Origin of the sequence: Ensifer sp. Root278 (assembly GCF_001429285.1) — a bacterium.
Classification (GTDB): Bacteria; Pseudomonadota; Alphaproteobacteria; order Rhizobiales; family Rhizobiaceae; genus Ensifer.
This window is the reverse complement of the sequence record NZ_LMJJ01000034.1, coordinates 111,960-134,187: the sequence shown is the minus strand read 5'-3', so window position 1 is coordinate 134,187 and position 22,228 is coordinate 111,960. Positions and strand designations below refer to the sequence as shown.

Here is a 22,228-nt window from a genome sequence, read left to right as displayed (position 1 = left end):
ATCCGCGATTTAGAATTGATGCGGATGCAAGGTCGTGACGCTGAGTCCCGAAATAATTCCCGAAGTTGGGATCTAGACACGGCGCAATCGCCTGCGCTACAAGGCCTCCAACAAAGTAGACCTCTCTCCTGGGGGTCAAGGGGTCGTGGGTTCGAATCCCGCCGCTCCGACCATTTTTCTCAATCCTCAATCCCCCATAGAGCGATTGATCTGTTTTTCATTTCCCTCTTTGCAGCGCTACTCCGCCGGCTGAAGGATAGCCGGTACGCGGCGTTTGGCGGCCGCCTTCTGATAGAGCGTTTCCGTTTGATCGAGCATCACGTCGAGGGTGAAGCGGTCTTTCAGTCTTTGCGCGATGGCGGACAGTTTTCCGAACGTTTCCGGTGTGGCGGCTTTAACCATCGTCTTGGCGAGCAGGGACGTGTCGTCACTGTTCGGCAGGATGAAGCCGTTCTGGCCATCTTCGATGACCGTGCGGGCACCGCCGATATCGGTGGCGATAATAGGCTTGCCTGCGGCCGCCCCTTCCAGCATCACGTAGGACATGGCTTCGTAGCGGCTCGGCATGACCAGAAGATCGAATGCCGGTGCGGCCTGCGGTCCGGTGAAGGCCGAGGTCAGGTGCATGCGGTTCTGCAATCCACTCTCGGCCATTGCCTTGCGCAGGCTCCTTTCGAGTTCGCCCGCGCCGACCATCACCAGATGGCTGTTTTTCACGGATGCGGCGACGCTCTTGAAAGCGGCGATCAGCCGCTCCGGCGCCTTTTGCGCCGAGAGGCGGCCAATGAAGCCGAAGACGAAGGCATCCGGCGCGATCCCGAAGCTGGCGCGAATCGTTTGCGCCATCTCGCATGAGGGCGGGGCAACGCCGTTGACGATCACCGACATCCGCTTTTCCGGCATGTTCAGCGACAACGCGTGACGATACTCATCCTCCGAAACGCAGATCAGACGGTCGGTGAGAAAACGGGCGAGGCCCCATTCGATCGTGCCGTAGATGAGGCGACCGGCGCGGCCGAGCGTCGGGTCGAGGGTCCGGAAGGCGTGCGGGGTATAGACACGCGGAACATGGGGGCCGGGCAGGCGCAGGCGCGTCAGCGCGCCGGCCTTCGAACTGTGGCCGTGGATGATGTCGAAATTGCCGCGGCGAATGAGGCGGCGCAATTCAAGAAAGCGGCCGATATCAGAAGGTCCCGGCGGGCGCTTCATATCGACGGCGTGGACGGCCGGCAGGCCGATTGCCTTCAATTCGCGCACGAAACCTTCCTCGGCGCGCACCGGCGAATAAACTGCCTCCACATGGTGCCCGCGCTCGTGCACGCCGCGGCAGAGGTCGAGGAAATGTCGGCCCGAGCCGCCGCCGCTTGGTTCCAGCACTTGGAGCAGGCGCAGGGGAAGGGCCGGGCGCCGGCCCGCAACGATGTGTTCCATGATCAGGAGCTCCAGCCGGCGCGTGCCTGCCGGCGATGGCGGTATTCGAGAGCGGCACATCCCCAGATGATGCCGAGGAGCAGGTAGAAATGGCGCCAGTGGTCGGTATCGATGACATTGCCGACGCCGACATGGCCGAGAACGGCGACCCAGGCGATCATCAGGTAGGTTTGCCAGGGGCGGTTGAGCAGCAGGAAGCGGAAGCCGAGCGAAAGCGTCCAGATGATCAGCGTGACATAGCTGATGAAACCGAGCCAGCCGTAGGACGTCAGCGACTTCAGCCAGACATTGTGCTCGTCTTCCGGGAAGATCGTGCTGAAGACCATCGGCCCGATCCCGAGCGGCTTCTCCATCGACATCAGGAAGCCCAGGCGATGGCGGTCGAAACGGCCGAGATGCCCGCCGTCATAATCCTGCACGAGCTGCGACCGGCTGGAAAAGAGGGTTGCGACTCGCTCGGATTGAAGGGCGACGAGAAGAGCGCCGACGACCATAAGCCCGCCGACGAGCGCCAGCACGAGGATCCTGAGGCGGAAGAGGCCGCTGCGTTCCTTGAGCAGCATGACGAAGACGAAGGCGACGACGCAGAAGAGATTGAGCGCCCAGGCCGCACGCGAAAACGACAGGAAGACACCGAGCGCGAGAACCATCAATGCGGCGATCTTCGGCGGTGCCTTCTGGATCGGCTGCGTCAGGATGCCATGGATCAGATACATGGCCGGCACCGAGAGAAACGGCCCGAATACGTTGGGGTCCTGAAAGGCGCCCTTGGCGCGGCCATAGAGTGTGAAGTTCTCCGCGCCCGGAACTGCGCCGAAATAGCCGAGAATGCCGAGCAACGCGGTAATGATGGCCGCTGCCACCCAGGCATTGAAGATCAGCCGCAGGCGCTCGTGGCGGTCTTCGATGATCGCGGCGTAGAACACCGACGATAGGGCAAGAAAGCCAGAGACCGCCATGTACATCGGGCCCTTGGTCAGGTCGACCATGACCGTCAAGGACAGGATGCCGCCCACCATGAACAGCGTCAGGAGCGCGAGCAGGGGAGCGACACTGCGGGAAATCTTGAGACCGAAGAGCGCCCACAGGCCAATGAGCGCGACCAGGAACAATTCATAGGGCGCGGGCTCGAAGATGACGAAGCCGGAGAGAAATACGGCGAACGCCACGAGCCCGGAGCCAAGCAGCGAGAGCGCCGCAAGCTGGGGACGCGCGATCGGGAACCGGCCTGTCTCGACGGTGCTCAATAGGCGTTCTCGGTGTTGAGAAGCCGGAACGGTGTCAGGAACAGGATCTTGAGATCGAAGAGCAGCGACCAGTTTTCGATGTAGTGGAGATCGAACGCCGTGCGCAGGCGGATCTTCTCATCATTGTCGATCTCGCCGCGCCAGCCATTGATCTGCGCCCAGCCGGTAACGCCTGGCTTGACGCGATGGCGAGCGAAATAGCCTTCGACGACGTCGGAATAGGTCCGGTTCTGGGTCTGCGCCGCGACGGCGTGCGGACGCGGCCCAACGAGCGACAGTTCGCCTTTCAGCACGTTGAAAATCTGCGGCAGTTCATCGATCGACGACTTGCGGATGAAGCGGCCGACCGGCGTGACGCGAGGGTCCCCCTTGGTCACGGCGTTGCGTGCCGAAGGGTCGCTCATATGCGTATACATCGAGCGGAACTTGTAGACCTCGATCGTCTCGTTGTTGAAGCCGTGCCGCTTCTGCTTGAAGATGATCGGGCCGGGAGAGGTGGCTTTGACCGCGATGGCGGCGCCCAACATGATCGGCCATAGGAGCACCACGGCAACCAGGCTGAAGAAGATGTCGAAGCCGCGCTTGGCGACCGAGTCCCAATCGGCGATCGGCTTGTCGAAGATGTCGAGCATGGGCACATCGCCGACATGGGAATAGCTACGAGGACGGAAACGCAGATTGTTGGCGTGGGCCGCGAGCCGGATGTCGACCGGCAGGATCCAGAGCTTCTTGAGGAGCTCGAGAATGCGTTTTTCCGCCGTCAGCGGCAGCGAGATGATCAGCATGTCGATGCGCGCCAGGCGCGCGAACTCCACGAGCTCGTTGACCGTTCCAAGTTTCGGATAGCCGGCGATGACGTTCGGCGAGCGGCGCTCGTCGCGGTCGTCGAAAATGCCGCAGATACGGATGTCGTTATCGGGCTGATCCTCAAGCGTGCGGATCAGGTCCTTCGCCGGCTGGCCGCCGCCGACGACAACAGCGCGGCGTTCCATCGTGCCGTTGCGGGCCCAGTGGCGAATGGAATAGGCGATGAAGGCACGTTCGGCGACGAGAAAGAGCGCGCCACCGACGAACCAGCCGCCGAACCAGACGCGGGAATATTGGTGGCCGGATTTCAGGAAGAAGAGGGCGATGGCAATCCCACCGAAGGCGACCGCCCAGGCCGCGAGAATGCGCGGCATCACGCGCAGACAGGCGCGCAATGCAGGGATCTGGTAGGTATCGGCGATCTGCATCGCGGCAACCGCCAGCGCCGAGCCTCCCATCAGTATCGCCAGATAGAGCGGCAATTGCTCGAAGCCCGGTTGAACGTAGAGCGCGTTGATCGCGTAGCCGATGGCGAAGAGCGCGCTGAACTCGAAGAGCCGCATCAGCCCCATGATCATGGCCGGCGAATAGGTGTCGGCCCGGAACTGTTCGGCGATTTGCCGCGCCAGCGGATTGAGTTCTGCAGACGGCTCGCCGCTCGGCATCTCGCCCGGCGCACGGGAGCGGATTTCCGAAATCTTCTTGCGAAGCGCTTCGGGATCGAATGAATCCGGGCGGTCAAACTTGTTCATGGCTGTCTTCCGGCGCTGAAGTCCCTCAGTCCGGATAGCAGAAAGCCACTAAGAAACGCTTACGTTGTAGACGACACGCTATCCGTGGACGGCTGGTAACGGCACAATTCCCGGTAGAGCTCTAGCATATCGGACGACATTACCGAAGCGGCGAATCGCGATTTGAATGTGTTCGGCTCAGGCATGACCCGCACCGCCCAGTCCTTCTCGCTGATCGAGCGCGCCATGATGGCGGCCAGTGACTGAACGTCGGCCGGTTCGGCGAGCGCGGCGCTGGCGGCCCCCAGTATTTCCGGGATGCCGCCGACACGGCTGGCAATGACCGGCTTTCTCGCCGCAAGCGCCTCGAGGACGATGTAGGGCATGGACTCGGCCCGCGAGGGAACGACGACGTTGCGCGCCAGCGTAAACGCCTCACGGGTCTTCATCGCCGGTTGCATCCTGATACGGCGGCTCAGACCTTGCTGCAGCATCAGTTCGCTATATTCCTGCTGCTGTGGGCCGTCGCCAATCATCAACGCCGAAAGCGGTCGCCCGACGAGGCGCTCGGTCCGCGCGAACGCCTCCACAAACAAATCGGGACCCTTCAGGTCCCGCATCATGCCAATATAGAGAAAATCGACAGCATCCGGCCGAGGGGCGATCACCTCGAACTCCCCGTCGTCGATCCCATTGTAGATCAGTTCGTGCCGTACACGTGGCGCACCGACCTTGGTGAAATAGGTCTGGCGCTCGAAGTCGCAGACAAAAACGAGCGCATCCGCGAGCCGCTCCTGAACCCGTTCCAGCGGGAAGACAAGCCGCCCGATCAGGGAGCGGCGGCGATAGTGGAGGCTCCCCCCGTGCGGGGAATAGAGGCGGGCTACGCGATACCTGTTGACCCGCAAGGCTGAACCGATGAGGCGGGCAATGGCGCCACCCTTGGCGCCGTGCCCATGCAACACATCCGGTCGCAAACTTCTGATTTCCTTGTAGCCGCGCCATAGCGCGGCAAGATCCGACGGCCCGACTGAGCGGTGAATCGGCATGCGAACGAGGCCGAGCGCCAGATAGGGCCGGATCTCGTCGAACAGTGAATCCTCGTGACTACCCCCGGTGGTGCTGTCGCAGAGAATGCCGACCTCATGGCCGGCGCGGGCGTGCGCCTCGGCAAGATCGCGCACATGGCGGAAAATTCCGCCGACGGGCGATCTGAAACAATGGATGATGCGCAGGGGACGCTGTTGCTGCATCGAGATCAGAACAGGCGTTCGCGGACGTAGATCGTATCGCCGGCGAGAACCGCGTCGGTGATCGGAACGCGGCCGGTGATGATGCGGCCGTTGATCTTGCGGGTAATGTCGGCGTTGGATTGGTTGGCGCGCGGCGAGAAACCGCCGGCGACGGCAATCGCATTCTGCACCGTCATCCCGGGCACGTAGGCATATTGTCCGGCCTGGCCGACTTCACCCATGATGAAGACCGAGCGGTAGCGATCGACCTCGATCGTCACGTCGGGGTCGCGCAGATAGCCCTGGCGCAACTTGGCAGCGATCATGCCTTCGAGCTCCGGCAGGGTCTTGCCGCGCGAGGCGACAGTGCCGATCAGCGGAAACGCGACGTAACCGGCCTGGTCGACCGTATAGGTGCCGCTGAGGCCGGCCTGTTCGAAGACGTTGATGCGCAGGCGATCGCCGCTGTCGAGGCGATAGGGCTGGATGGTGGCTTCGCTAAAAGCCTTCGGCGCCGGCTGGTAGCTTGTGCAACCGCTGAGCAACATCGACAGCACTGCCGCCGTGATCGCGAGACCTGTCTTGATAGCTGCGGTTGACATGCGGTTCATAGGCTCCGGAAACGACCCACCTTTTCAGACGTTATCGATCCGTTAGGGTTAATAGCCGGTAAACTCGCGGTAGAATTTTTGCGCCGTATCGCTGCAACGGGGAGGGGTTTATCACCCGGAGGTTGATCGTATTAACCCTTGCGTTACCATGTTCGTTTACCCTCCGGCAAAATTTGAGGGTTCGGAGCCAATAGCATGTCGGGAAGCGGCAGCGGTCAACAGGATGTGGATATCGACCTCGGCGCCCTGTTTCGCGCTGTCTGGGATCGGCGCGTCAAGGTGTTGCTCGCAACAGCCTGTGTGACAGCACTCGCCTTCGGTGCGGCAAAGATGATTGCGCCGGACTATCAGAGCGAAACCCGCGTGCTGATCGAATCGCGCGAGCCGGAGTTCAGCGGCCCCAATCAGTCTTCGCAGGCCGGCGCCGATCGTGTCTTCGACGAATCCGGGATCTTGAGCCAGGTGCAGGTGCTGCGTTCGGCGGACCTCATCAAGCAGGTCGCGCGCAATATGAAGCTCTATGAGCTGAAGGAGTTCGATCCATCGGCAGCACCCTCGGCGCTTTCGGATCTTCTCGTCATGCTCGGCCTCAAGAAGAACCCCTTGGAGATGCCGCCAGAGGAGAGGGTGCTCAAGGAATTCAACGACAAGCTCCAAGTCTATCAGGTCGAGAAGTCCCGCGTGATCGCGATCGCCTTCACCTCGAAGGACCGCCAGCTCGCGGCCGCCATTCCGAACGAAATGGCGAAGGTCTTCCTTACGTTGCAAAGCGGCGCCAAGCTCGACACCAATTCCGAGGCGACCCGCTGGCTGGAACCGGAGATCGCCAATCTGCGCGAGAAGGTGCGGGATGCGGAAGCGAAGGTTGCCGCCTACCGCTCTTCGTCCGATCTGTTGCCGACCGGCGAGACCGAGAATTTCGCGACGCGGCAATTGACCGATATTTCGACCGAGCTGACCCGGGTGCGCGGCGAGCGCGCCAATGCGGAGGCACGCGCTGCCGGCGTGCGCTCGGCCCTTGCAAGCGGCCGGGCGGCGGACACGATCACCGACGTCGTCGGCTCGCAGATGATCCAGCGGCTGAAGGAGACCGAAGCGAATCTGCAGGGGCAGGTTGCCGACCTTTCGACGACATTGCTGGATGGCCACCCACGCCTGAAGGCACTGAAATCGCAACTCGAAGGCATACGCGGACAGATTCGCAGCGAGACCCGCAAGATCCTGGCGAGCCTGGAAAACGAGGCCAAGGTCGGCGAACTGCGCGAGCGGCAGCTCGTCCAGCAGCTGAACGCGCTGAAGGCTCAGTCCGCACAGGCCGGCGAGGAAGAGGTGGGACTGCGTGCGCTGGAGCGCGAAGCGACCGCGCAACGTCAGTTGCTCGAGACCTATCTCGCACGCTACCGCGAGGCGACGTCGCGCACGGTGGAAAATGCGACACCCGCCGATGCACGTGTGATTTCAAGCGCGGTGGTTCCCACGAGCGCGAACTTCCCGAAAGTGCTGCCGATCACGATCGTTGCCGCCCTCGCGACGTTCCTGTTGAGCTGCGTCGTGATCATGCTTGGCGAACTGTTCAGCGGCCGGGCGCTGCGTCCGGTTTCGGCAACCGGCGAGCGGCTGGCACCGGTTCGCCCGCGGCCGGCCTTGGCTGCAAGCGCCACCGATATCCCGATCATGGCAGCGGATAGGCAGCCTGAAGTGGCGCCTGTCACCGAGGATAATGATGCAGTCGAACTGGTGCCGGCGGCGCAAATTCCGGCTGCAGATACGGACACCGTGGAGGCTGCCGCCGAACCGGACTTCTCGATCGAGGCGGTGGCGGAACATCTTCGCGCCACCGGCGCGCGTGTTGCGATTTCGGTGTCGCCGGGCGGAGACGAAGGATCGACCGCAACCGTGATGCTGGCGCGCTTGCTGGCTGAGGACGATATCAAGGTGGTGCTGATCGACCTGACCGGTTCGGCCTGCCCGACGCGCCTGATGGCGCGCTCGCCGCAGCTTCCCGGAATAACCAACCTGCTGGCGGCTGAGGTGCCCTTCACGGATACGATCCACGCCGACCGCTTCTCTGATGCACACGTCATTCCCCAGGGCGATGCGGATCCGCGGCAGGCGATGCGGGGCATCGAACGGCTGAAGATGATCATCGACGCCCTGACCAACGCCTACGATCTCGTTCTAGTCGAGTGCGGCCCGGCGGACGAAATGGCTGTCGAGAAGATTGCCGGCCGCGATGGCGCAGAGATCATCCTCTCGGCGCCGTCGGTCAGTGATGAGCGGATCGTCGAGGTTCTGACCGGTTTCGGTGCGGCCGGTTATCGCGACATCGTTCTCATGACCGGGCAGGCAGCCGATCCGGAGTATCCTGACCGGGATGCCGCCTAACCGACGACGGCGTGTCGAAAGCGAGAAGTCAACGCGGGCTGCTGCTGTTCGGCCTTCAGTCCCCGGTGCTTTGTGCACCGATTTTGCCTTGCCTGAACCGCCTCGCTCGCTGCAGGCGGGCGTAAACGGCCTTGTTCGACTTCGCCGCTGCCTTTGCGCGTACGACAAGGTGATGGCGCAGGGCGGCAAGGCGCCCCGGGAGGGTCACCGGTAATGTAATGTCACGCAACGGCGTCTCGATCGTGCACCAGGATCGCTTGTAGGGTTGGTCGCCGACACCGAAATCGAACAGGCGCACGCCTTGCGTCGAGAGGCGTTCGATCATCCGATAGAACAGCAATTCACCCGGACTTGCTTCGCCTGCCAGCGTCTCGTCGATCGAGCCGAATTGGCAGATGACATGGTCGCCCTTGAGCGAAATCCCGGCGACGGCAACGACCTGCCCGTCACGTTCTCCTCTAAGCCGGATGGCGTTGAGCTGCATGAGCTGTGGGTTGCCGTACTGATGGGAGGCAAGCGCATGGAAGAAGGCCTGTGTCTCGGCGTCCTGAAAGACGTCGGGAAGGCCGAGTGTTGCGAAGCGCGTCGCCTTCTGCCGGAAGAAGGTATCGAGCAACGCCTGCGCCTCGCCGGGGGTGCGGGCGATCACGTAGTCGTAGCCGCCCATCTCCGTCAGTCGTCGTTCGGAGATGCGCATCTTCTTGCGGCGGCGCTTGGCGTTGATCTGCGCCAGTGTGAGTTGAATGCTGCCGAGGAGGGGCAGCTGGAATGACGAATTGGGGTTTGCGACGCCTGGAAGTGCGGCAAAGGGGCTGACGCCGCCACGCCACTCGCTCGGCATCCGGTCGAGCATGACGACATCCGCAAGGCCGCGGAGCGCCGTTCGAATATCCCGGGCCAAGGCGTGGGCCAGTGCCGGAGTCATGACTGCGGAGGCGCCGTCGACAAAGAGCCCCGTGTTGAGGTTGCTGTGTTCCATTCCGATCAGGCGGGCTGTTCGAAACAGGCGCCCGTGCCTGAGTTCCAGCGGCAGAATGAGGAAAAGCTCGCCATTGAACGCAACGCGCAGCAGCAAGAGATCGCTTCCGTGCGTCTCTGCCCAGGCACGGCACCAGTCGTAGGCATGATGCAGCGAGTTGCCGGCAAGACCGTCGAGCGAACGCCATTCGGCCTCCAGCGGCTCCATGGCGCGGTGGATCGAAATATCGAAGCGGCGCGTGACATCGGACGGACCCACACGCATGGACGCGCGCGGGCGACGGTCGCCGGAGCCTTCCATGGTCAGATCGGAGTTCGTCATCGAAGGTGCCATCCGGTCCCTGTTGCCGAGCGATTGAACCTCAAGCCGGCTACGATCCGTTTAATGCGATAGCTCTTATGAACGGCATTTGAGAATAACCCGGGAACGCAGTTAGCAAAGCGTGAAGCGTTGCCGGGCCAGCGGCGCGGCCGTTCAGTCGAGAAAGCCCGTGGCCAGTGCCTTTGCCCATTCCAGCCGGTTGCGACTGGCTGCGAGCCGGGACATCGTCATCCAATCATAGGGAACGTTGCGGAACGTGACGCCCCATCCTGACGGCGTCTGCTCGACGACGGCGTAGCGTGCGTCCGGCGAACCCGCCTCGACCTTGTGCGGCACAGGTTGGTCGTCGTCATAACCTGGGCAGCCGACGCTGCCGGGATTGACGACGAGGCGGCCGTCTGAAAGGCGGACGGCGCGCTGGATATGCGTGTGCCCGCAAAGGATGACCGGATAATTGATGCCGGCGGCTTCAGCCTCGATTGCCGAACGCGGCGCCATGTGGACGGTGCCGTCGGTCGTCAAAGCCTCTAGCCAGTAGGTTTCATCGTTCGTCGGCGTCGCATGGCACAGGAAGAACGTTTCCCTGTGGACGTGCGCGACGGGCAGGGTGGCCAGCCATTCGCGGTGCTCCGGCTGCAATTCATCGTAGGCAGAGCGATCCGATAACCCCAGGTCCCGGGGGTCGACTGTCAACAGATAGCGATCGTGATTGCCTCGGATCGAGGGGATCGCGCGCTTCATGAGGATGTCGGCAGTGCGCGCTGCATTGAGCGGGCCGCTCACGTGATCGCCGAGGTTGACGATGTCGGTGATACCGAGCGCATCGATGTCGGCGAGAACGGCCTCGAGCGCGAGATCGTTGCCATGGATATCGGCGATGACTGCAAGTCTCACGGGCGTCTCCTCGAATGGCCGCTGCGCTTTGGCTCAGCGATCGCGAGCCGGCTTTTCCATCCATTTGATAATCAGCATGGCTGGCAATATCCAGAGCAGGCCGGTGAAGAAGAAGTAGGCCAGATGCACCCACCAGGGTGCGGCGCCGAGCAGCAGCGAGGCAAAGGTGACGGCAGCCAGTGCGTAAACGACGACGAGGATGATGATCAGGATCGTGCCGATCAGCTTTCTGAGGCGTACGGGCATTTCACTTCTTTCAGATGGCTTGCATGGGCGCGGACCGACCGCGACGGCATGCCGCAAAGGTTTCGGTCTTGTTTTGCATGCCGCTCTGGTGCAAATCAACGGCTTTCCGAAAGGTGCGACCGTTGATCCGTCCGGTCGCGCCGCCAACAACCCTGCGATACCAGAGGCAAAATAATGGCCGGCGTCGAAATGGCGACAGAACAGATGCTTCGAAACGAGATCGGCAAGACCGAGCGCAACCGCCGGCAGATCCGCGGCTGGCTCGCCGTCGTTATTTTCACGCTCTTTGCGCTCGTGCTTGTCGGTGGTGCAACACGCCTCACGGAATCGGGGTTGTCGATCACCGAATGGAAGCCGATCCACGGTGTGATCCCTCCGCTTTCGGCCGCCGAGTGGGAAGAAGAGTTCCAGCTCTATCAGCGCATTCCGCAGTACCAGAAGATGAACAACGGCATGACGGTTGACGAGTTCAAGACGATCTTCTGGTGGGAATGGGCGCATCGCCTGCTGGCCCGCACCATCGGGATCATCTTCGCTCTGCCGCTCGCGTTCTTCTGGCTGACCGGCCGGGTCGAGCGCAAGCTCCGGATGCCGCTTCTCGGCATCCTCGCCCTTGGCGGCTTTCAGGGTTTCATCGGCTGGTGGATGGTTTCTTCCGGCCTCGTCGAGCGCACAGAGGTCAGCCAGTATCGGCTGGCGACGCACCTCGTCATTGCCTGTCTGATCTTCGCCTCTTGTATGTGGATCTTCCGTGGGCTCAGTCCGCATTCCAACGACACGGCGCCCACGGATCGTTCGCGCAAGATGGCAATGATCATCGCCATCTTCAGCCTGTTCCAGATCTATCTCGGCGCGCTCGTCGCCGGCCTCGACGCCGGCTTCAGCTACAACACCTGGCCGCTGATGGATGGAGCGATCGTTCCGCAGGACCTGTTCCTGCAGCAGCCCTGGTGGATCAATCTGTTCGAGAATCCGAAGACGGTGCAGTTCGTTCACCGGATAGGCGCCTATGTGCTGTTTGCCTTCGCGCTGATGCACATGATTGACTCTCTGAGGGCTGCTCCTGAGACGACCCATGCGCGGCGCTCTGTGCTTCTGTTTCTGCTCGTCTCAGCCCAGGCGGTCATCGGCATCACCACGCTGGTGCTGCAGGTGCCGATCGGCTGGGGCGTGCTACACCAGGGCGGTGCCCTTGTCGTGCTCGGTTTCGCCATCGCCCACTGGCGCGGTTTCTACGGCGAATATCCGCGGCCGACGGCGATCGAGCTGCGCGACTGACGCGTGAAGAATGCCGAAATGACAAAGGCCCCGGCGGGATCGCCGGGGCCTTCTTTTTTCAGCTGCTATTGCCGATCAGGCCGACAGCATCAGGTCCATGTTCTGGACGGCCGCGCCCGATGCGCCCTTGCCGAGATTGTCGAGCAGGGCAACGAGGTTCACGTGATTGCCGCCGGCGGTGCCGAACACGAAGAGCTTCATCGTGTCCTTGCCGGCAAGCTCGGTCGCGTCGATGCGTGCGAGCTTCTCGCTTTCCGCAAGCGGTACGACCTCGACGATCGACTGCCCGGCATAGTGCTCGACCAGCGCCGAGTGGATCGTCTCCAGCGTTGCGCCGGCGGCAAGATCCTCGAGATAGAGCGGGACCTGGACGATCATGCCCTGCGCGAATTTGCCGACCGAGGGAGCGAAAATCGGCGCACGGTCGAGCAGGCCGTGCATCTTCATCTCGGGCACGTGCTTGTGCTTGAGCGGCAGGCCATAGAGGAAGTGCGGCGCGCTGATGTGGTCCGCATTGGTCTCGTCTTCCATCTGCGCGATCATCTGCTTGCCGCCGCCGGTGTAGCCGGAAACAGCGTTGACCGTGACCGGGTAGCCGTCGGGCACGATACCGGCCTGGCGCAGCGGCCGGATCACGCCGATCGCGCCGGTCGGATAGCAGCCGGGATTGGCGACGTGGCGTGCATCGCGGATCTTCTCCGGCTGCGCCTTGTCCATTTCGGCAAAGCCATAGGCCCAGTCCGGGGCGATGCGGTGTGCCGTCGACGTGTCGATGATGCGCACCTTGTTGTTGCCGGAAACCATTGAAACCGCTTCGCGCGACGCATCGTCCGGCAGGCACAGAATGGCGATGTCGGCGTCGTTCAGGAGATCTTCGCGCATCGTGGCGTTGCGTCGTTCCGCTTCCGGGATGGAAAGCAGTTCGAGGTCGCTGCGGCCGGCCATGCGCGTGCGGATCTGCAGGCCCGTGGTGCCGTGTTCGCCATCGATGAAGATCTTCGGTTTCATGATTTTCCCGTTCTGTCAGTGATTTACGGATAGTTCCGGAATCATTCTGGCATAAAATTGAATCAATTTCTCAACAGGCCGGCGGACCGCCGCCAGCCCTGTCAGTTCCTATACAAGCAGCCGCCCCTGGTCGCAACGGCGATACGGTTCTTCAGCGCAGCGGTGCGCGTTCCGCAAGTTTCTCCGCATGCAGTCCCAGCATGAACATGGCGACAGTGGCGCCCGCGATTGCGGTGACTTCGGCATGGTCGTAGGCGGGTGCCACTTCGACGACATCGCTGCCGACAATCGTCAGGGCGCCGAGCTTGCGCAGCACCGAGAGGATCTTGGCGCTCGACGGGCCGCCGGCAACCGGCGTGCCGGTGCCGGGCGCGTAGGCCGGGTCGAGGCAATCGATGTCGAAGGTGAGATAGGCCTTGCGTTCGCCGACCTGCCGGATGATCGTTTCGGCAATCTCGGCAGCACTCATTTCCTCGACGTCATAGCCATAGAGAATGCGAATACCGCAGTCTTCGGGTGCGTGGGTGCGGATGCCGATCTGGATGGAGGCGTCGGTATCGATCAGGCCCTCGCGCGCGGCACGTCCGACGAAGGAGCCATGATCGATCCGCCCCCGTTCGTCCGGCCAGGTATCCTGGTGTGCGTCGAACTGCACGAGGGCGAGGGGGCCGTGGATGGCCGCCTGCGCCTTCAGGATCGGATAGGTAATGAAGTGGTCGCCGCCGAGCGTCTGCAGATAAGCGCCGCTTCTGATGATTTTCACCGCTTCGCGCTCGATCGTCGCCGGCGTCTTCGAATGGTTGCCATAGTCGAGCAGGCAGTCGCCGTAGTCGATCGTCGCCATCGCGGCAAAGAGGTCGCGCTCGAAGGGGTACTGCGGATCGTTGTCGAAGATGGCGGAGGCGCGACGGATCGCCTGTGGCCCGAAGCGGGCGCCAGGACGGTTGGACGTGGCGGCATCGAAGGGAATGCCCCAGACGACGGCGTCGATACCCTTCAACTGCTTCGAATATTTGCGGCGCATGAAGGAGAGAATGCCGGCATGCGTCGGATCGGATGCCGCCGATGTGAGTGAGCGCGCCGTCAGCGCATGATCGATTGTCCTGTTGGCCATGTCCCGTCTCTGCTTCAGGGCGGGATGAAGAGAGCCGTGTGCTCGTATCCCGCTCTAACTTGTGGTGGCGAGACGTTGGACAATCGTCGCCGGCAAGGCAAGGCCCTGCCGGCCGATTCTTCCGCGATTACGAAGCCTTGGCTTCGTAGGTCGGGGCGAAGTCGCCAAGCGCCTTCGCTTCAGTGATGCGCGCGGCGATATCTTCCTCGATGATCGTTTCGAGCTGGGCGAAGCTGTCGATCACGTAATAGATAGGCTGCACGATATCGATGCGATAGGGCGTGCGCAGCACGGTCATCAGGTCGAACGGCCGGAACTCGACACCTGGTGTCTCCATGGCGTTGCGCGTCTCGTTCGGCGAAGAGACGATGCCTGCGCCGTAGCAGCGGCGGCCCTTTGGCGTGTTGATCAGGCCGAACTCGACGGTGAACCAGAAGATCCGGAACAGATGCCAGGAGTAACCTTTGCCGAGCGAAGCGGCCTTCTCGCCGAAGCGACGGACGAAGTGGGCGTAGCTCTGGTTGGTGAGCAGCGGGCAGTGCCCGAAGACTTCGTGAAAGATGTCGGGCTCTTCGATGTAGTCGATATGCTCACGCCGGCGGATGAAGGTCGCCAGCGGAAACTTGCCCTGGGACAGAAGCTCGTAGAAACGGGACGGCGGAATGAGCGCCGGCACGCCTTCGACGCCGAAGCCGGTGGTTTCCGCAAGACGGCGGTTCACGTCCTTCAGCTGCGGCACATGATACGGCCCCAGGTCGAGCGTCTTTGCTCCTCCCAGATATTCGTCGCAGGCCTTGTCAGCGAGAAGCTTCATCTGCCGCTGATAGAGCTCGCCCCAGATCGCATCTTCTTCCGGGGTGTAAAGATATGTGCCGTCAGGCTCCGGTAGCTTGGCGGTGTATGTGCTTTCCTTGGTCATGACGTCTCCTCATGTCGTCAGAACAACTCTTTCTGTTGCAATTGTATCGCTGATGGAGCGAGTATTTGTTTCAGAGTTGTCAGATCGTCGCCTGTTGGCGAGAGGAAATTTCGCTATGCCGCCCGATGTGAAGGAAAATTTCCAGCCGTTGCGCAAATTGTTGCGGCTGATTCAAGCCGATAGCGGTCAGTCGCTGTCGGAGCTGGCGGAAAAGGCGGGCATGTCGCAGAGCTCGGCTTGGCGGCGGCTGCAGGAACTGGAGACGGACGGGGTCATCCGTAAGCGTGTGGCGCTTCTCGACCCGGCAAAGCTGGATCTGAAACTCTGCATCATCGCTCACGTGACGCTGGAGGATCATCATGACGAGGCGATCGCAGCCTTCTCGGCGTTGGTGCGCGATCGGCCGGAGATCATGGAATGCTACGCTTTATCCGGCACCTTCGATTACATGCTGAAGATCCGGGCCACCGACGTCGAAAGCTACGATGCCTTCATGACGCGTTACCTGATGCGCAATCCGCACGTGCGCACGGTCGTTTCGAGCTTCGTGTTGCGTGAACTCAAGTCGACGACGGAACTACCGATCTGAAGCGGCCGGGAATGGCGACTGCCGGGGCCCTATGAGCGCTCGAACCCGTATTGCCGCTCGATCTTGCCGACGCGCACCTGGTAGTCCTCGTACCAGCGCTCGCGGCCGAGCCGCTGGGCGGTCAGATGCCGGACGTCACTTTTCCACGCCGCGATGCTCTCCTCGTCCGCCCAATAGGAATTGGTGATGCCGAAGCCATCAGCACCGCGCACGCTTTCGAGCCCGAGAAAACCTGGCTGTTCGCGCGCCAGCCTCTCCATCTCCGTGCCCATATTGTCGTAGCCGTGATCGCCGGCCGTCCGTCGCGAGGAGAATGTCACGATGTAGTAGGGCGGCTCTGGGGTCTTGGCGGCGGGGGAACTTGCCATGCTGTGCCTCGGAGGATCGATGCTGCGGGATATGGTGGGGGCGATGATAACAAAAAAAGGCGGAGCAAAGCCCCGCCTTTCCAAGTGTCGCAGTTTGGAAGCGATTAACGCTTCGAGAACTGGAACGAACGACGTGCCTTCGCACGGCCGTACTTCTTACGCTCGACCACGCGGCTGTCGCGGGTGAGGAAGCCACCGCGCTTCAGAACGGAGCGCAGGCCCGGTTCGAAGTAGGTGAGGGCCTTGGAGATGCCGTGACGAACGGCACCGGCCTGGCCGGAGAGACCGCCACCGGCGACCGTCGCGTCGATGTCGAACTGGCCGTCACGGGCAGCTGCGACGATCGGCTGCTGCAGGATCATCTGCAGAACCGGACGAGCGAAGTAGTCGAGGTACGGCTTGCCGTTGATGGTGATCTTGCCCGAGCCGGGCTTGACCCATACGCGGGCAACAGCGTTCTTACGCTTGCCGGTCGCGTAGGAGCGACCCTGGGCGTCGACCTTCTTGACGTGAACCGGAGCAGCCGGTTCCGCGGTCGTGGCGATGTCCTTGAGAGCGGAAAGGTCGGCCATTATTAGGCGCTCCTTGTGTTCTTGCTGTTCAGCTTGGCGACGTCGAGGACGGCCGGCTGCTGTGCTTCATGCGGGTGGTTGGCGCCTGCGTAAACGCGCAGGTTCTTCATCTGGCGACGGCCGAGCGGACCACGCGGAACCATGCGCTCGACGGCCTTCTCGATGACGCGCTCCGGGAAGCGGCCCTCGATGATCTGGCGCGCGGTGCGCTCCTTGATGCCGCCGGGGTAACCGGTGTGCCAGTAGTACTTCTTGTCGGTGTACTTCTTGCCCGTCAGAACTGCCTTCTCGGCGTTGATGACGATGACGTTGTCGCCGTCGTCAACATGCGGGGTGAAGGTAGCTTTGTGCTTGCCGCGCAGGCGGTTTGCGATGAGGGAAGCGAGGCGACCAACAACGAGGCCTTCGGCGTCGATGATGATCCACTTCTTCTCCACCTCTGCAGGCTTCTGAACGAAGGTTGCCATATCTAAACTCTTTCTTTGGACCCGGGCGGCGAACCGCCGGGCGTTTCTTGTTGCTTGGTTTTGCCCGGTTTCCCGGACAAAAGAAGAAAGCGGCCCTTGAGGACCGCGATCTGCGGCAGCTTATACGCAAGTGCGAAACAAGCGTCAAGAACGTGAAATCTGCGCGATGGAAATAAATATAAGTAAAAACAATAAGTTACATGTATGGTATTTCGTTACCACATTTTAACGCGGCGGAATCGAATAGGTCGCCGTTGCATGGGCCACGAGATCGTCGTCACCGACCTTGACGATCGATGCGTCGAGAACGGCGAGCCGCTTGCCGAGTTTGAGGATCCGGCAGGTGCATTCGAGCGGTTCCGGTTCCGGCTTGCGCAGGAAGTTGATGTTGAGATTGGTGGTAACCGCAAGCGCGACCGGACCGATATGGGCGATCAGCGCGACATAGGCGGAAACGTCCGCAAGCGCGAAGAGGGTGGGGCCTGAGACGGTGCCGCCCGGACGGATGTGCCTTTCGTTCGGATCGAGCCGCATGGTGGCAAAGCCTGGCCCCACCGCCGTGACGTGAAAGACCTTGCCATCGGTGTGGACCTGCGGAAAATCCGTGTCGAGAAACCGGTTGAGTTCGTCGACGGTCATGTTCGGCTCGATGGTCATTCATAGCATCCTTCAACATATTCGCCTGCCACCTGAAACCGGCCGACGGCCGGACGCAAGGCGGAAAAAGGTCTTAGACGGAACGCGTCGCCTGGTTCTCCGGTCAGCTTGCACCGCGCGCGCGTCCGGCGTACCACCAAGCCCGAGTAGAAGTTTCAGGAGAAAGAGATGGCCGAAGTGGTATCGTTCAAGAAGGAAGAGCCGAACGGCCTGCTGCTGCGCGAACGCTCCGGGCCGGTGCTGCGCCTGACGCTCAACAACCCGCCGGCCAATGTACTGTCTATCGCCATGATGGAGGCGCTGCACGCCGAGTTCGATGCGGTCGCCGCCTCCAAGGAAATCAGGGTTGTCGTGCTTGCCGCGTCGGGCAAGCTGTTTTCGGCGGGGCACGACCTCAAGGAAATGACCGCGCATCGCGAAGACGACGACCGGGGCCGGGCCTTCTTTGAACAAACGATCCGCCTCTGTGCCGATTTGATGCTGAAGATCACCCGGTTGCCGCAAGCCGTCATCGCTGAGATCGACGGGCTCGCAACCGCTGCCGGCTGCCAGCTTGTCGCAAGCTGCGACCTGGCGATCTGCACCGACAGTTCCACGTTCTGCACGCCGGGCGTCAACATCGGGCTCTTCTGCTCGACGCCGATGGTCGCGCTTACGCGTGCGGCGCACCGCAAGCAGGCAATGGAGATGTTGCTCACCGGTGAGACCATCGACGCCTCGACCGCCAAGGACTTCGGCCTCGTCAATCGCATCGTGCCGCAGCAGTATCTGCGCCAGGTGGTCGACAAATATGCGGCCGTGATCGCCTCGAAGTCGCCGCAGGCGCTGAAGATCGGCAAGGAAGCCTTTTACCGCCAGGCGGAGATGGACCTGCCGCAGGCCTATGACTACGCCGTCGGCGTGATGGTCGAGAATATGCTGGCTCGCGATGCCGAGGATGGCATCGGCGCGTTCCTCGGCAAGCGCATGCCGGAGTGGAAGGAAGACTGATCTGCGGCGTCGTCAGGCCAGCTTCAGCAGCAGCGCGCCGAGCGCGATGACGCAGGCAGCGGCAATGCGCCAGACGCTGACCGGTTCCTTGAGGAACACGACGGAGATCACCACCGCAAACAGGATCGACGTCTCGCGAAGGGCGGCGACGGTGGCGACCGGTGCCTTGGTCATCGCCCAGAGCGCCAGGCCATAGGCGCCAATCGATCCGGCGCCGCCGATCAGACCCCGCCACCAGTTCTTATAGACGTGGCGGGCGACCGGCTTGATGCCGCGGCGGGCAAAGGCCCAGGCGAAGAGCAGCACCGGCGGCAAGAGCGCCATCCACAGCGTGTAGGAAATCGCATTGCCCGATACGCGCGCGCCGATGCCGTCGACAAAGGTGTAGCTGGCGATGACGCAGGCGTTGAGGAGGGCGAGCACGATCGCGTGTTTTCCGCCCTTTCTGGACTCGAAGGCGAGCGTCAGCACGCCGACAGAGATTGTCAGAATGCCGAGCATCGTACCGAAGGTAAGCTGTTCGCCGATCAGCGCGCCGCTGGTGGCCGCGACGATCAAGGGCGCAGTACCGCGCATCAGCGGATAGACAAGACCGATATCGCCAGCGCGATAGGAGGCGGCGACGAGCTGGAAATAGGCGAACTGGAACAGGGCCGAAACCAGGATGTAGGGCCAGGCTTCCGGCTTCGGCAGGGGCAGGAATGGCAGGAAGGGGATGGCCACGGCGGCGGCCCCGAGCGCGATCATTGCTGCGTCGAGCGATTTTTCCGAGCCTGCCTTGACCAGGGCATTCCAGGTCGCGTGCAACAACGCCCCGAACAGGACGAGCGCAATGACTTCAAGCGGCAAGATGGAACCTCGGAAACGATGTGGCGGGCCTGGTGAAGCTTGTGGCGCCGCTCGCACGCAAATGCAACCGTAAAGTCTTGTATTGCGTCAGGGTCTGAGGCGCATTGCTGCACGAAGTTGACTTGGAAGGGAGCGGCCCCATTATACGGCCGTTTAATTAGATGGATCAAAAGCCCCACATGAATCACGACCCCTATCCGGACTACTATCTCGCCGACATCCTGCGCGAGACCAAGACGATCGCTCTCGTCGGTGCCTCGCCGAATGCCGAGCGGCCGAGCCATCGGGTCATGGCGTTCCTGTTGCGCAAGGGCTATCGGGTGATTCCGATCAACCCCGGCCATGTCGGCAAGGCCATTCAGGGCCAGACCGTCGTCGGCCGGCTCGCCGACGTGAAGGAACCGGTCGACATGGTCGATGTCTTCCGCGCCGCCCATGCCTTGCCGGCGCTCGTTGACGAGATCCTGGCGCTGGACACGCTGCCGAAGGTGATCTGGGGACAGCTTTCGGTGCGCCACGACGGCGCAGCGGCGAAGGCGGAAGCGGCCGGGATCAAGGTGGTCATGGATCGCTGTCCGGCAATCGAATATCCGCGCCTGATCGGCTGATCTCGGCCCGCAGAACGGCTGCGGCTTGCGCAACCGTCAGTTTCGTAAAAATCCTCTTTGACCGCACACGTAGGCTCTGGAATAGTGCCGCCACCTCCGCGCTGGGCCACGGAGGTTCGATAGCGGATCACACGCAGATTCAAGGTGATAGAGCGTCCTCGGCGCGCCGGCTGGCGGCCGCGCTCTGGTCATGGGAGGGACGAAATGACGAAAGACAACCCTGGTTTCAACACGCTCGCAATCCATGCAGGGGCACAGCCCGATCCGACCACGGGCGCGCGGGCGACGCCGATCTACCAGACGACGAGCTTCGTCTTCAACGACACCGACCATGCCGCGGCACTCTTCGGCCTCCAGCAGTTCGGCAACATTTACACCCGCATCATGAACCCGACCCAGGCGGTGCTGGAGGAGCGCATCGCGGCGCTCGAAGGCGGCACGGCTGCGCTGGCCGTTGCCTCCGGCCATGCGGCTCAGCTGCTCGTCTTCCACACGATCATGAACCCGGGCGACAATTTCGTCGCAGCCAACCGGCTCTATGGCGGCTCGGTCAACCAGTTCGGCCACGCCTTCAAGTCCTTCGACTGGCAGGTGCGCTGGGCCGATCCTGCTGACCCCGCCTCGTTCGAGGCGAAGATCGACCGGCGCACCAAGGCGATCTTCATCGAGAGCCTCGCCAATCCCGGCGGCACCTTCGTGGATATCGCCGCCATCGCCGAGGTCGCCCGCAAGCACGACCTGCCGCTGATCGTCGACAACACCATGGCGACACCCTATTTGCTGCGGCCGCTGGAGCACGGCGCCGATATCGTCGTGCATTCGCTGACGAAGTTCATCGGCGGCCATGGCAATTCGATGGGCGGTGTCATCGTCGACGGCGGTACCTTCGACTGGTCGAAGTCGGGCAAGTATCCGATGCTTTCGGAGCCGCGTCCGGAATATGCCGGTGTCGTGTTGCACCAAACCTTCGGCAACATCGCTTTCGCCATTGCCGCGCGTGTCCTGGGACTGCGCGATTTCGGTCCGGCAATCTCTCCGTTCAATGCCTTCATGCTCGTGACCGGCGCCGAGACCCTGCCGCTGCGCATGCAGCGCCATTGCGACAACGCGCTTGCGGTCGCCAAGTGGCTGAAGACGCACGACAAGATTTCGTGGGTCAACTATGCCGGGCTTGAGGACGATCCCAACCACGCGCTGCAGCAGCGTTATTCGCCGAAGGGTGCCGGTGCCGTCTTCACCTTCGGCCTCAAGGGCGGCTACGAGGCGGGCAAGCGCTTCGTCGAGGGGCTGGAAATGTTCTCGCATCTGGCGAACATTGGCGACACACGCTCGCTCGTCATCCACCCGGCCTCGACCACCCATCGGCAATTGACGCCCGGGCAGCAGGTAGCGGCCGGCGCCGGCCCCGATGTCGTGCGTCTGTCGGTCGGCATCGAAGACGTTTCCGACATCATCGCCGATCTTGAGCAGGCGCTGGCAAAGCTCTGATGCGTCGGCCGGTCGCAACTTTCCGTGACCGGCTTCCAATGAACGTCGCGCTATGCAAGCATAGCTGCATGTTCGCTGTCGTCGCGCTCCGGCGCTTTCTCTGTGTGTTGGCGTTGCTCGGGATCGTAATCGGTCCCGTGAGCGTCAGCACGGCTGCGAGCGCCATGGCCCTTTCATCCGACATGCAGATGGATGCCATGACAGGCCTGGACGACATGTCCTGCTGCCCGGAGCAGCAACCCGTTCAGAAGAACGATTGCGGCAATACGTGCCCTCTCGCACTCGTCTGCTCTTCCATCATCCTTGCGCACGGCAGCAAGGCCAATAGCTGGCGCGTCGATCTGTCGGCACGCGAACTGTCGCATCCGATGCTGCAGGAAAACCGTCTGCCGTCTGTTCTCGTCGAACCGCCGGCACGGCCTCCCAAAGCCTGATCT

The 22,228-nt window shown here is 62.2% G+C and carries 23 protein-coding genes; 7 read left to right on the top strand and 16 right to left on the bottom strand.

The genetic code is table 11. The features are described from left to right. Window positions 1-237: 237 nt before the first annotated feature. From ASE60_RS20370 to ASE60_RS20350, 5 genes are read right to left on the bottom strand one after another with little or no spacing between them, the layout of a single operon-like run. On the bottom strand, window positions 238-1,431 hold the full coding sequence (locus tag ASE60_RS20370) for a glycosyltransferase family 4 protein (RefSeq protein WP_057252408.1): 1,194 nt from the start codon (window positions 1,429-1,431) through the stop codon (window positions 238-240). 2 nt (window positions 1,432-1,433) lie between these two features. Next, entirely contained in the window at window positions 1,434-2,678 is a 1,245-nt protein-coding gene (locus tag ASE60_RS20365) for an O-antigen ligase family protein (RefSeq protein WP_057252406.1), read from the bottom strand. Next, window positions 2,675-4,237 carry an undecaprenyl-phosphate glucose phosphotransferase gene (locus ASE60_RS20360; protein ID WP_057252403.1) on the bottom strand — a complete coding sequence of 521 codons (1,563 nt, stop codon included), beginning with the start codon at window positions 4,235-4,237 and terminating at the stop codon, window positions 2,675-2,677. The genes ASE60_RS20365 and ASE60_RS20360 overlap by 4 nt, the downstream gene beginning before the upstream one ends. Window positions 4,238-4,296: 59 nt before the next feature. Further along, window positions 4,297-5,469, bottom strand: coding sequence for a glycosyltransferase family 4 protein (locus tag ASE60_RS20355; protein ID WP_057252401.1), 1,173 nt, complete (start codon window positions 5,467-5,469; stop codon window positions 4,297-4,299). A gap of 5 nt (window positions 5,470-5,474) precedes the next feature. Next, on the bottom strand, window positions 5,475-6,050 hold the full coding sequence (locus ASE60_RS20350; RefSeq protein WP_057252881.1) for a polysaccharide biosynthesis/export family protein: 576 nt from the start codon (window positions 6,048-6,050) through the stop codon (window positions 5,475-5,477). A gap of 204 nt (window positions 6,051-6,254) precedes the next feature. Between ASE60_RS20350 and ASE60_RS20345 the strand changes: the two genes are divergently transcribed. Then, entirely contained in the window at window positions 6,255-8,444 is a 2,190-nt protein-coding gene (locus ASE60_RS20345; RefSeq protein ID WP_057252399.1) for an exopolysaccharide transport family protein, read from the top strand. Window positions 8,445-8,499: 55 nt separating this feature from the next. On the opposite strand, the gene ASE60_RS20340 is transcribed toward ASE60_RS20345, so the two are convergent. From ASE60_RS20340 to ASE60_RS20330, 3 genes are all read right to left on the bottom strand, one after another. After that, window positions 8,500-9,687: a GNAT family N-acetyltransferase gene (locus tag ASE60_RS20340; RefSeq protein WP_309140261.1), complete on the bottom strand. Its 1,188-nt coding sequence runs from the start codon at window positions 9,685-9,687 to the stop codon at window positions 8,500-8,502. Window positions 9,688-9,897: 210 nt separating this feature from the next. Further along, complete coding sequence (locus tag ASE60_RS20335; protein WP_057252397.1) at window positions 9,898-10,638, bottom strand: metallophosphoesterase family protein; 741 nt, start codon at window positions 10,636-10,638, stop codon at window positions 9,898-9,900. Window positions 10,639-10,671: 33 nt separating this feature from the next. Beyond that, window positions 10,672-10,884, bottom strand: coding sequence for a DUF2842 domain-containing protein (locus tag ASE60_RS20330; RefSeq protein WP_057252395.1), 213 nt, complete (start codon window positions 10,882-10,884; stop codon window positions 10,672-10,674). A gap of 174 nt (window positions 10,885-11,058) precedes the next feature. On the opposite strand from ASE60_RS20330, the gene ASE60_RS20325 reads away from it, so the two are divergent. Further along, window positions 11,059-12,162 carry a COX15/CtaA family protein gene (locus ASE60_RS20325; RefSeq protein ID WP_057252393.1) on the top strand — a complete coding sequence of 368 codons (1,104 nt, stop codon included), beginning with the start codon at window positions 11,059-11,061 and terminating at the stop codon, window positions 12,160-12,162. Between the two features lie 75 nt (window positions 12,163-12,237). Here the strand turns inward: ASE60_RS20325 and argC are convergent, their stop codons facing one another. The 3 genes from argC to ASE60_RS20310 form a co-directional block, all read right to left on the bottom strand. Further along, the gene (argC, locus tag ASE60_RS20320; protein WP_057252391.1) at window positions 12,238-13,170 is read right to left on the bottom strand and encodes an N-acetyl-gamma-glutamyl-phosphate reductase; all 933 of its coding nucleotides are present in this window, start codon (window positions 13,168-13,170) and stop codon (window positions 12,238-12,240) included. A 151-nt stretch (window positions 13,171-13,321) separates the two neighbouring features. After that, a complete protein-coding gene (gene speB / locus ASE60_RS20315; RefSeq protein WP_057252389.1) occupies window positions 13,322-14,284 on the bottom strand; it encodes an agmatinase in 963 nt (320 codons plus the stop codon). 127 nt (window positions 14,285-14,411) lie between these two features. After that, on the bottom strand, window positions 14,412-15,203 hold the full coding sequence (locus ASE60_RS20310) for a phenylalanine 4-monooxygenase (protein WP_057252387.1): 792 nt from the start codon (window positions 15,201-15,203) through the stop codon (window positions 14,412-14,414). A 115-nt stretch (window positions 15,204-15,318) separates the two neighbouring features. Between ASE60_RS20310 and ASE60_RS20305 the strand changes: the two genes are divergently transcribed. Continuing rightward, entirely contained in the window at window positions 15,319-15,792 is a 474-nt protein-coding gene (locus tag ASE60_RS20305) for an Lrp/AsnC family transcriptional regulator (protein WP_057252385.1), read from the top strand. Between the two features lie 29 nt (window positions 15,793-15,821). Here the strand turns inward: ASE60_RS20305 and ASE60_RS20300 are convergent, their stop codons facing one another. From ASE60_RS20300 to ASE60_RS20285, 4 genes are all read right to left on the bottom strand, one after another. Then, window positions 15,822-16,160 carry an antibiotic biosynthesis monooxygenase gene (locus ASE60_RS20300; RefSeq protein ID WP_057252383.1) on the bottom strand — a complete coding sequence of 113 codons (339 nt, stop codon included), beginning with the start codon at window positions 16,158-16,160 and terminating at the stop codon, window positions 15,822-15,824. A 104-nt stretch (window positions 16,161-16,264) separates the two neighbouring features. Then, window positions 16,265-16,732: a 30S ribosomal protein S9 gene (rpsI, locus tag ASE60_RS20295; protein WP_057252381.1), complete on the bottom strand. Its 468-nt coding sequence runs from the start codon at window positions 16,730-16,732 to the stop codon at window positions 16,265-16,267. Between the two features lie 2 nt (window positions 16,733-16,734). Further along, entirely contained in the window at window positions 16,735-17,199 is a 465-nt protein-coding gene (gene rplM, locus ASE60_RS20290) for a 50S ribosomal protein L13 (RefSeq protein ID WP_057252379.1), read from the bottom strand. Between the two features lie 225 nt (window positions 17,200-17,424). Beyond that, on the bottom strand, window positions 17,425-17,856 hold the full coding sequence (locus tag ASE60_RS20285; RefSeq protein ID WP_057252377.1) for a PaaI family thioesterase: 432 nt from the start codon (window positions 17,854-17,856) through the stop codon (window positions 17,425-17,427). Between the two features lie 168 nt (window positions 17,857-18,024). Here ASE60_RS20285 and ASE60_RS20280 point away from each other — a divergent pair, with 168 nt between their 5' ends. Then, window positions 18,025-18,846, top strand: a complete 822-nt coding sequence (locus ASE60_RS20280; RefSeq protein ID WP_057252375.1) for an enoyl-CoA hydratase — start codon at window positions 18,025-18,027, stop codon at window positions 18,844-18,846. 12 nt (window positions 18,847-18,858) lie between these two features. On the opposite strand, the gene ASE60_RS20275 is transcribed toward ASE60_RS20280, so the two are convergent. Next, window positions 18,859-19,695 (bottom strand): DMT family transporter, encoded by an 837-nt coding sequence (locus ASE60_RS20275; protein ID WP_057252374.1) that lies wholly within the window; start codon window positions 19,693-19,695, stop codon window positions 18,859-18,861. Window positions 19,696-19,874: 179 nt separating this feature from the next. On the opposite strand from ASE60_RS20275, the gene ASE60_RS20270 reads away from it, so the two are divergent. The 3 genes from ASE60_RS20270 to ASE60_RS20260 all read left to right on the top strand — a co-directional run bounded on the left by ASE60_RS20270 (window position 19,875) and on the right by ASE60_RS20260 (window position 22,225). Continuing rightward, window positions 19,875-20,303 carry a CoA-binding protein gene (locus ASE60_RS20270; protein ID WP_057252877.1) on the top strand — a complete coding sequence of 143 codons (429 nt, stop codon included), beginning with the start codon at window positions 19,875-19,877 and terminating at the stop codon, window positions 20,301-20,303. A 204-nt stretch (window positions 20,304-20,507) separates the two neighbouring features. Continuing rightward, window positions 20,508-21,791, top strand: coding sequence for an O-acetylhomoserine aminocarboxypropyltransferase (locus ASE60_RS20265; protein ID WP_057252373.1), 1,284 nt, complete (start codon window positions 20,508-20,510; stop codon window positions 21,789-21,791). Window positions 21,792-21,829: 38 nt separating this feature from the next. After that, a complete protein-coding gene (locus ASE60_RS20260; RefSeq protein ID WP_057252875.1) occupies window positions 21,830-22,225 on the top strand; it encodes a hypothetical protein in 396 nt (131 codons plus the stop codon). Window positions 22,226-22,228: the final 3 nt, after the last annotated feature.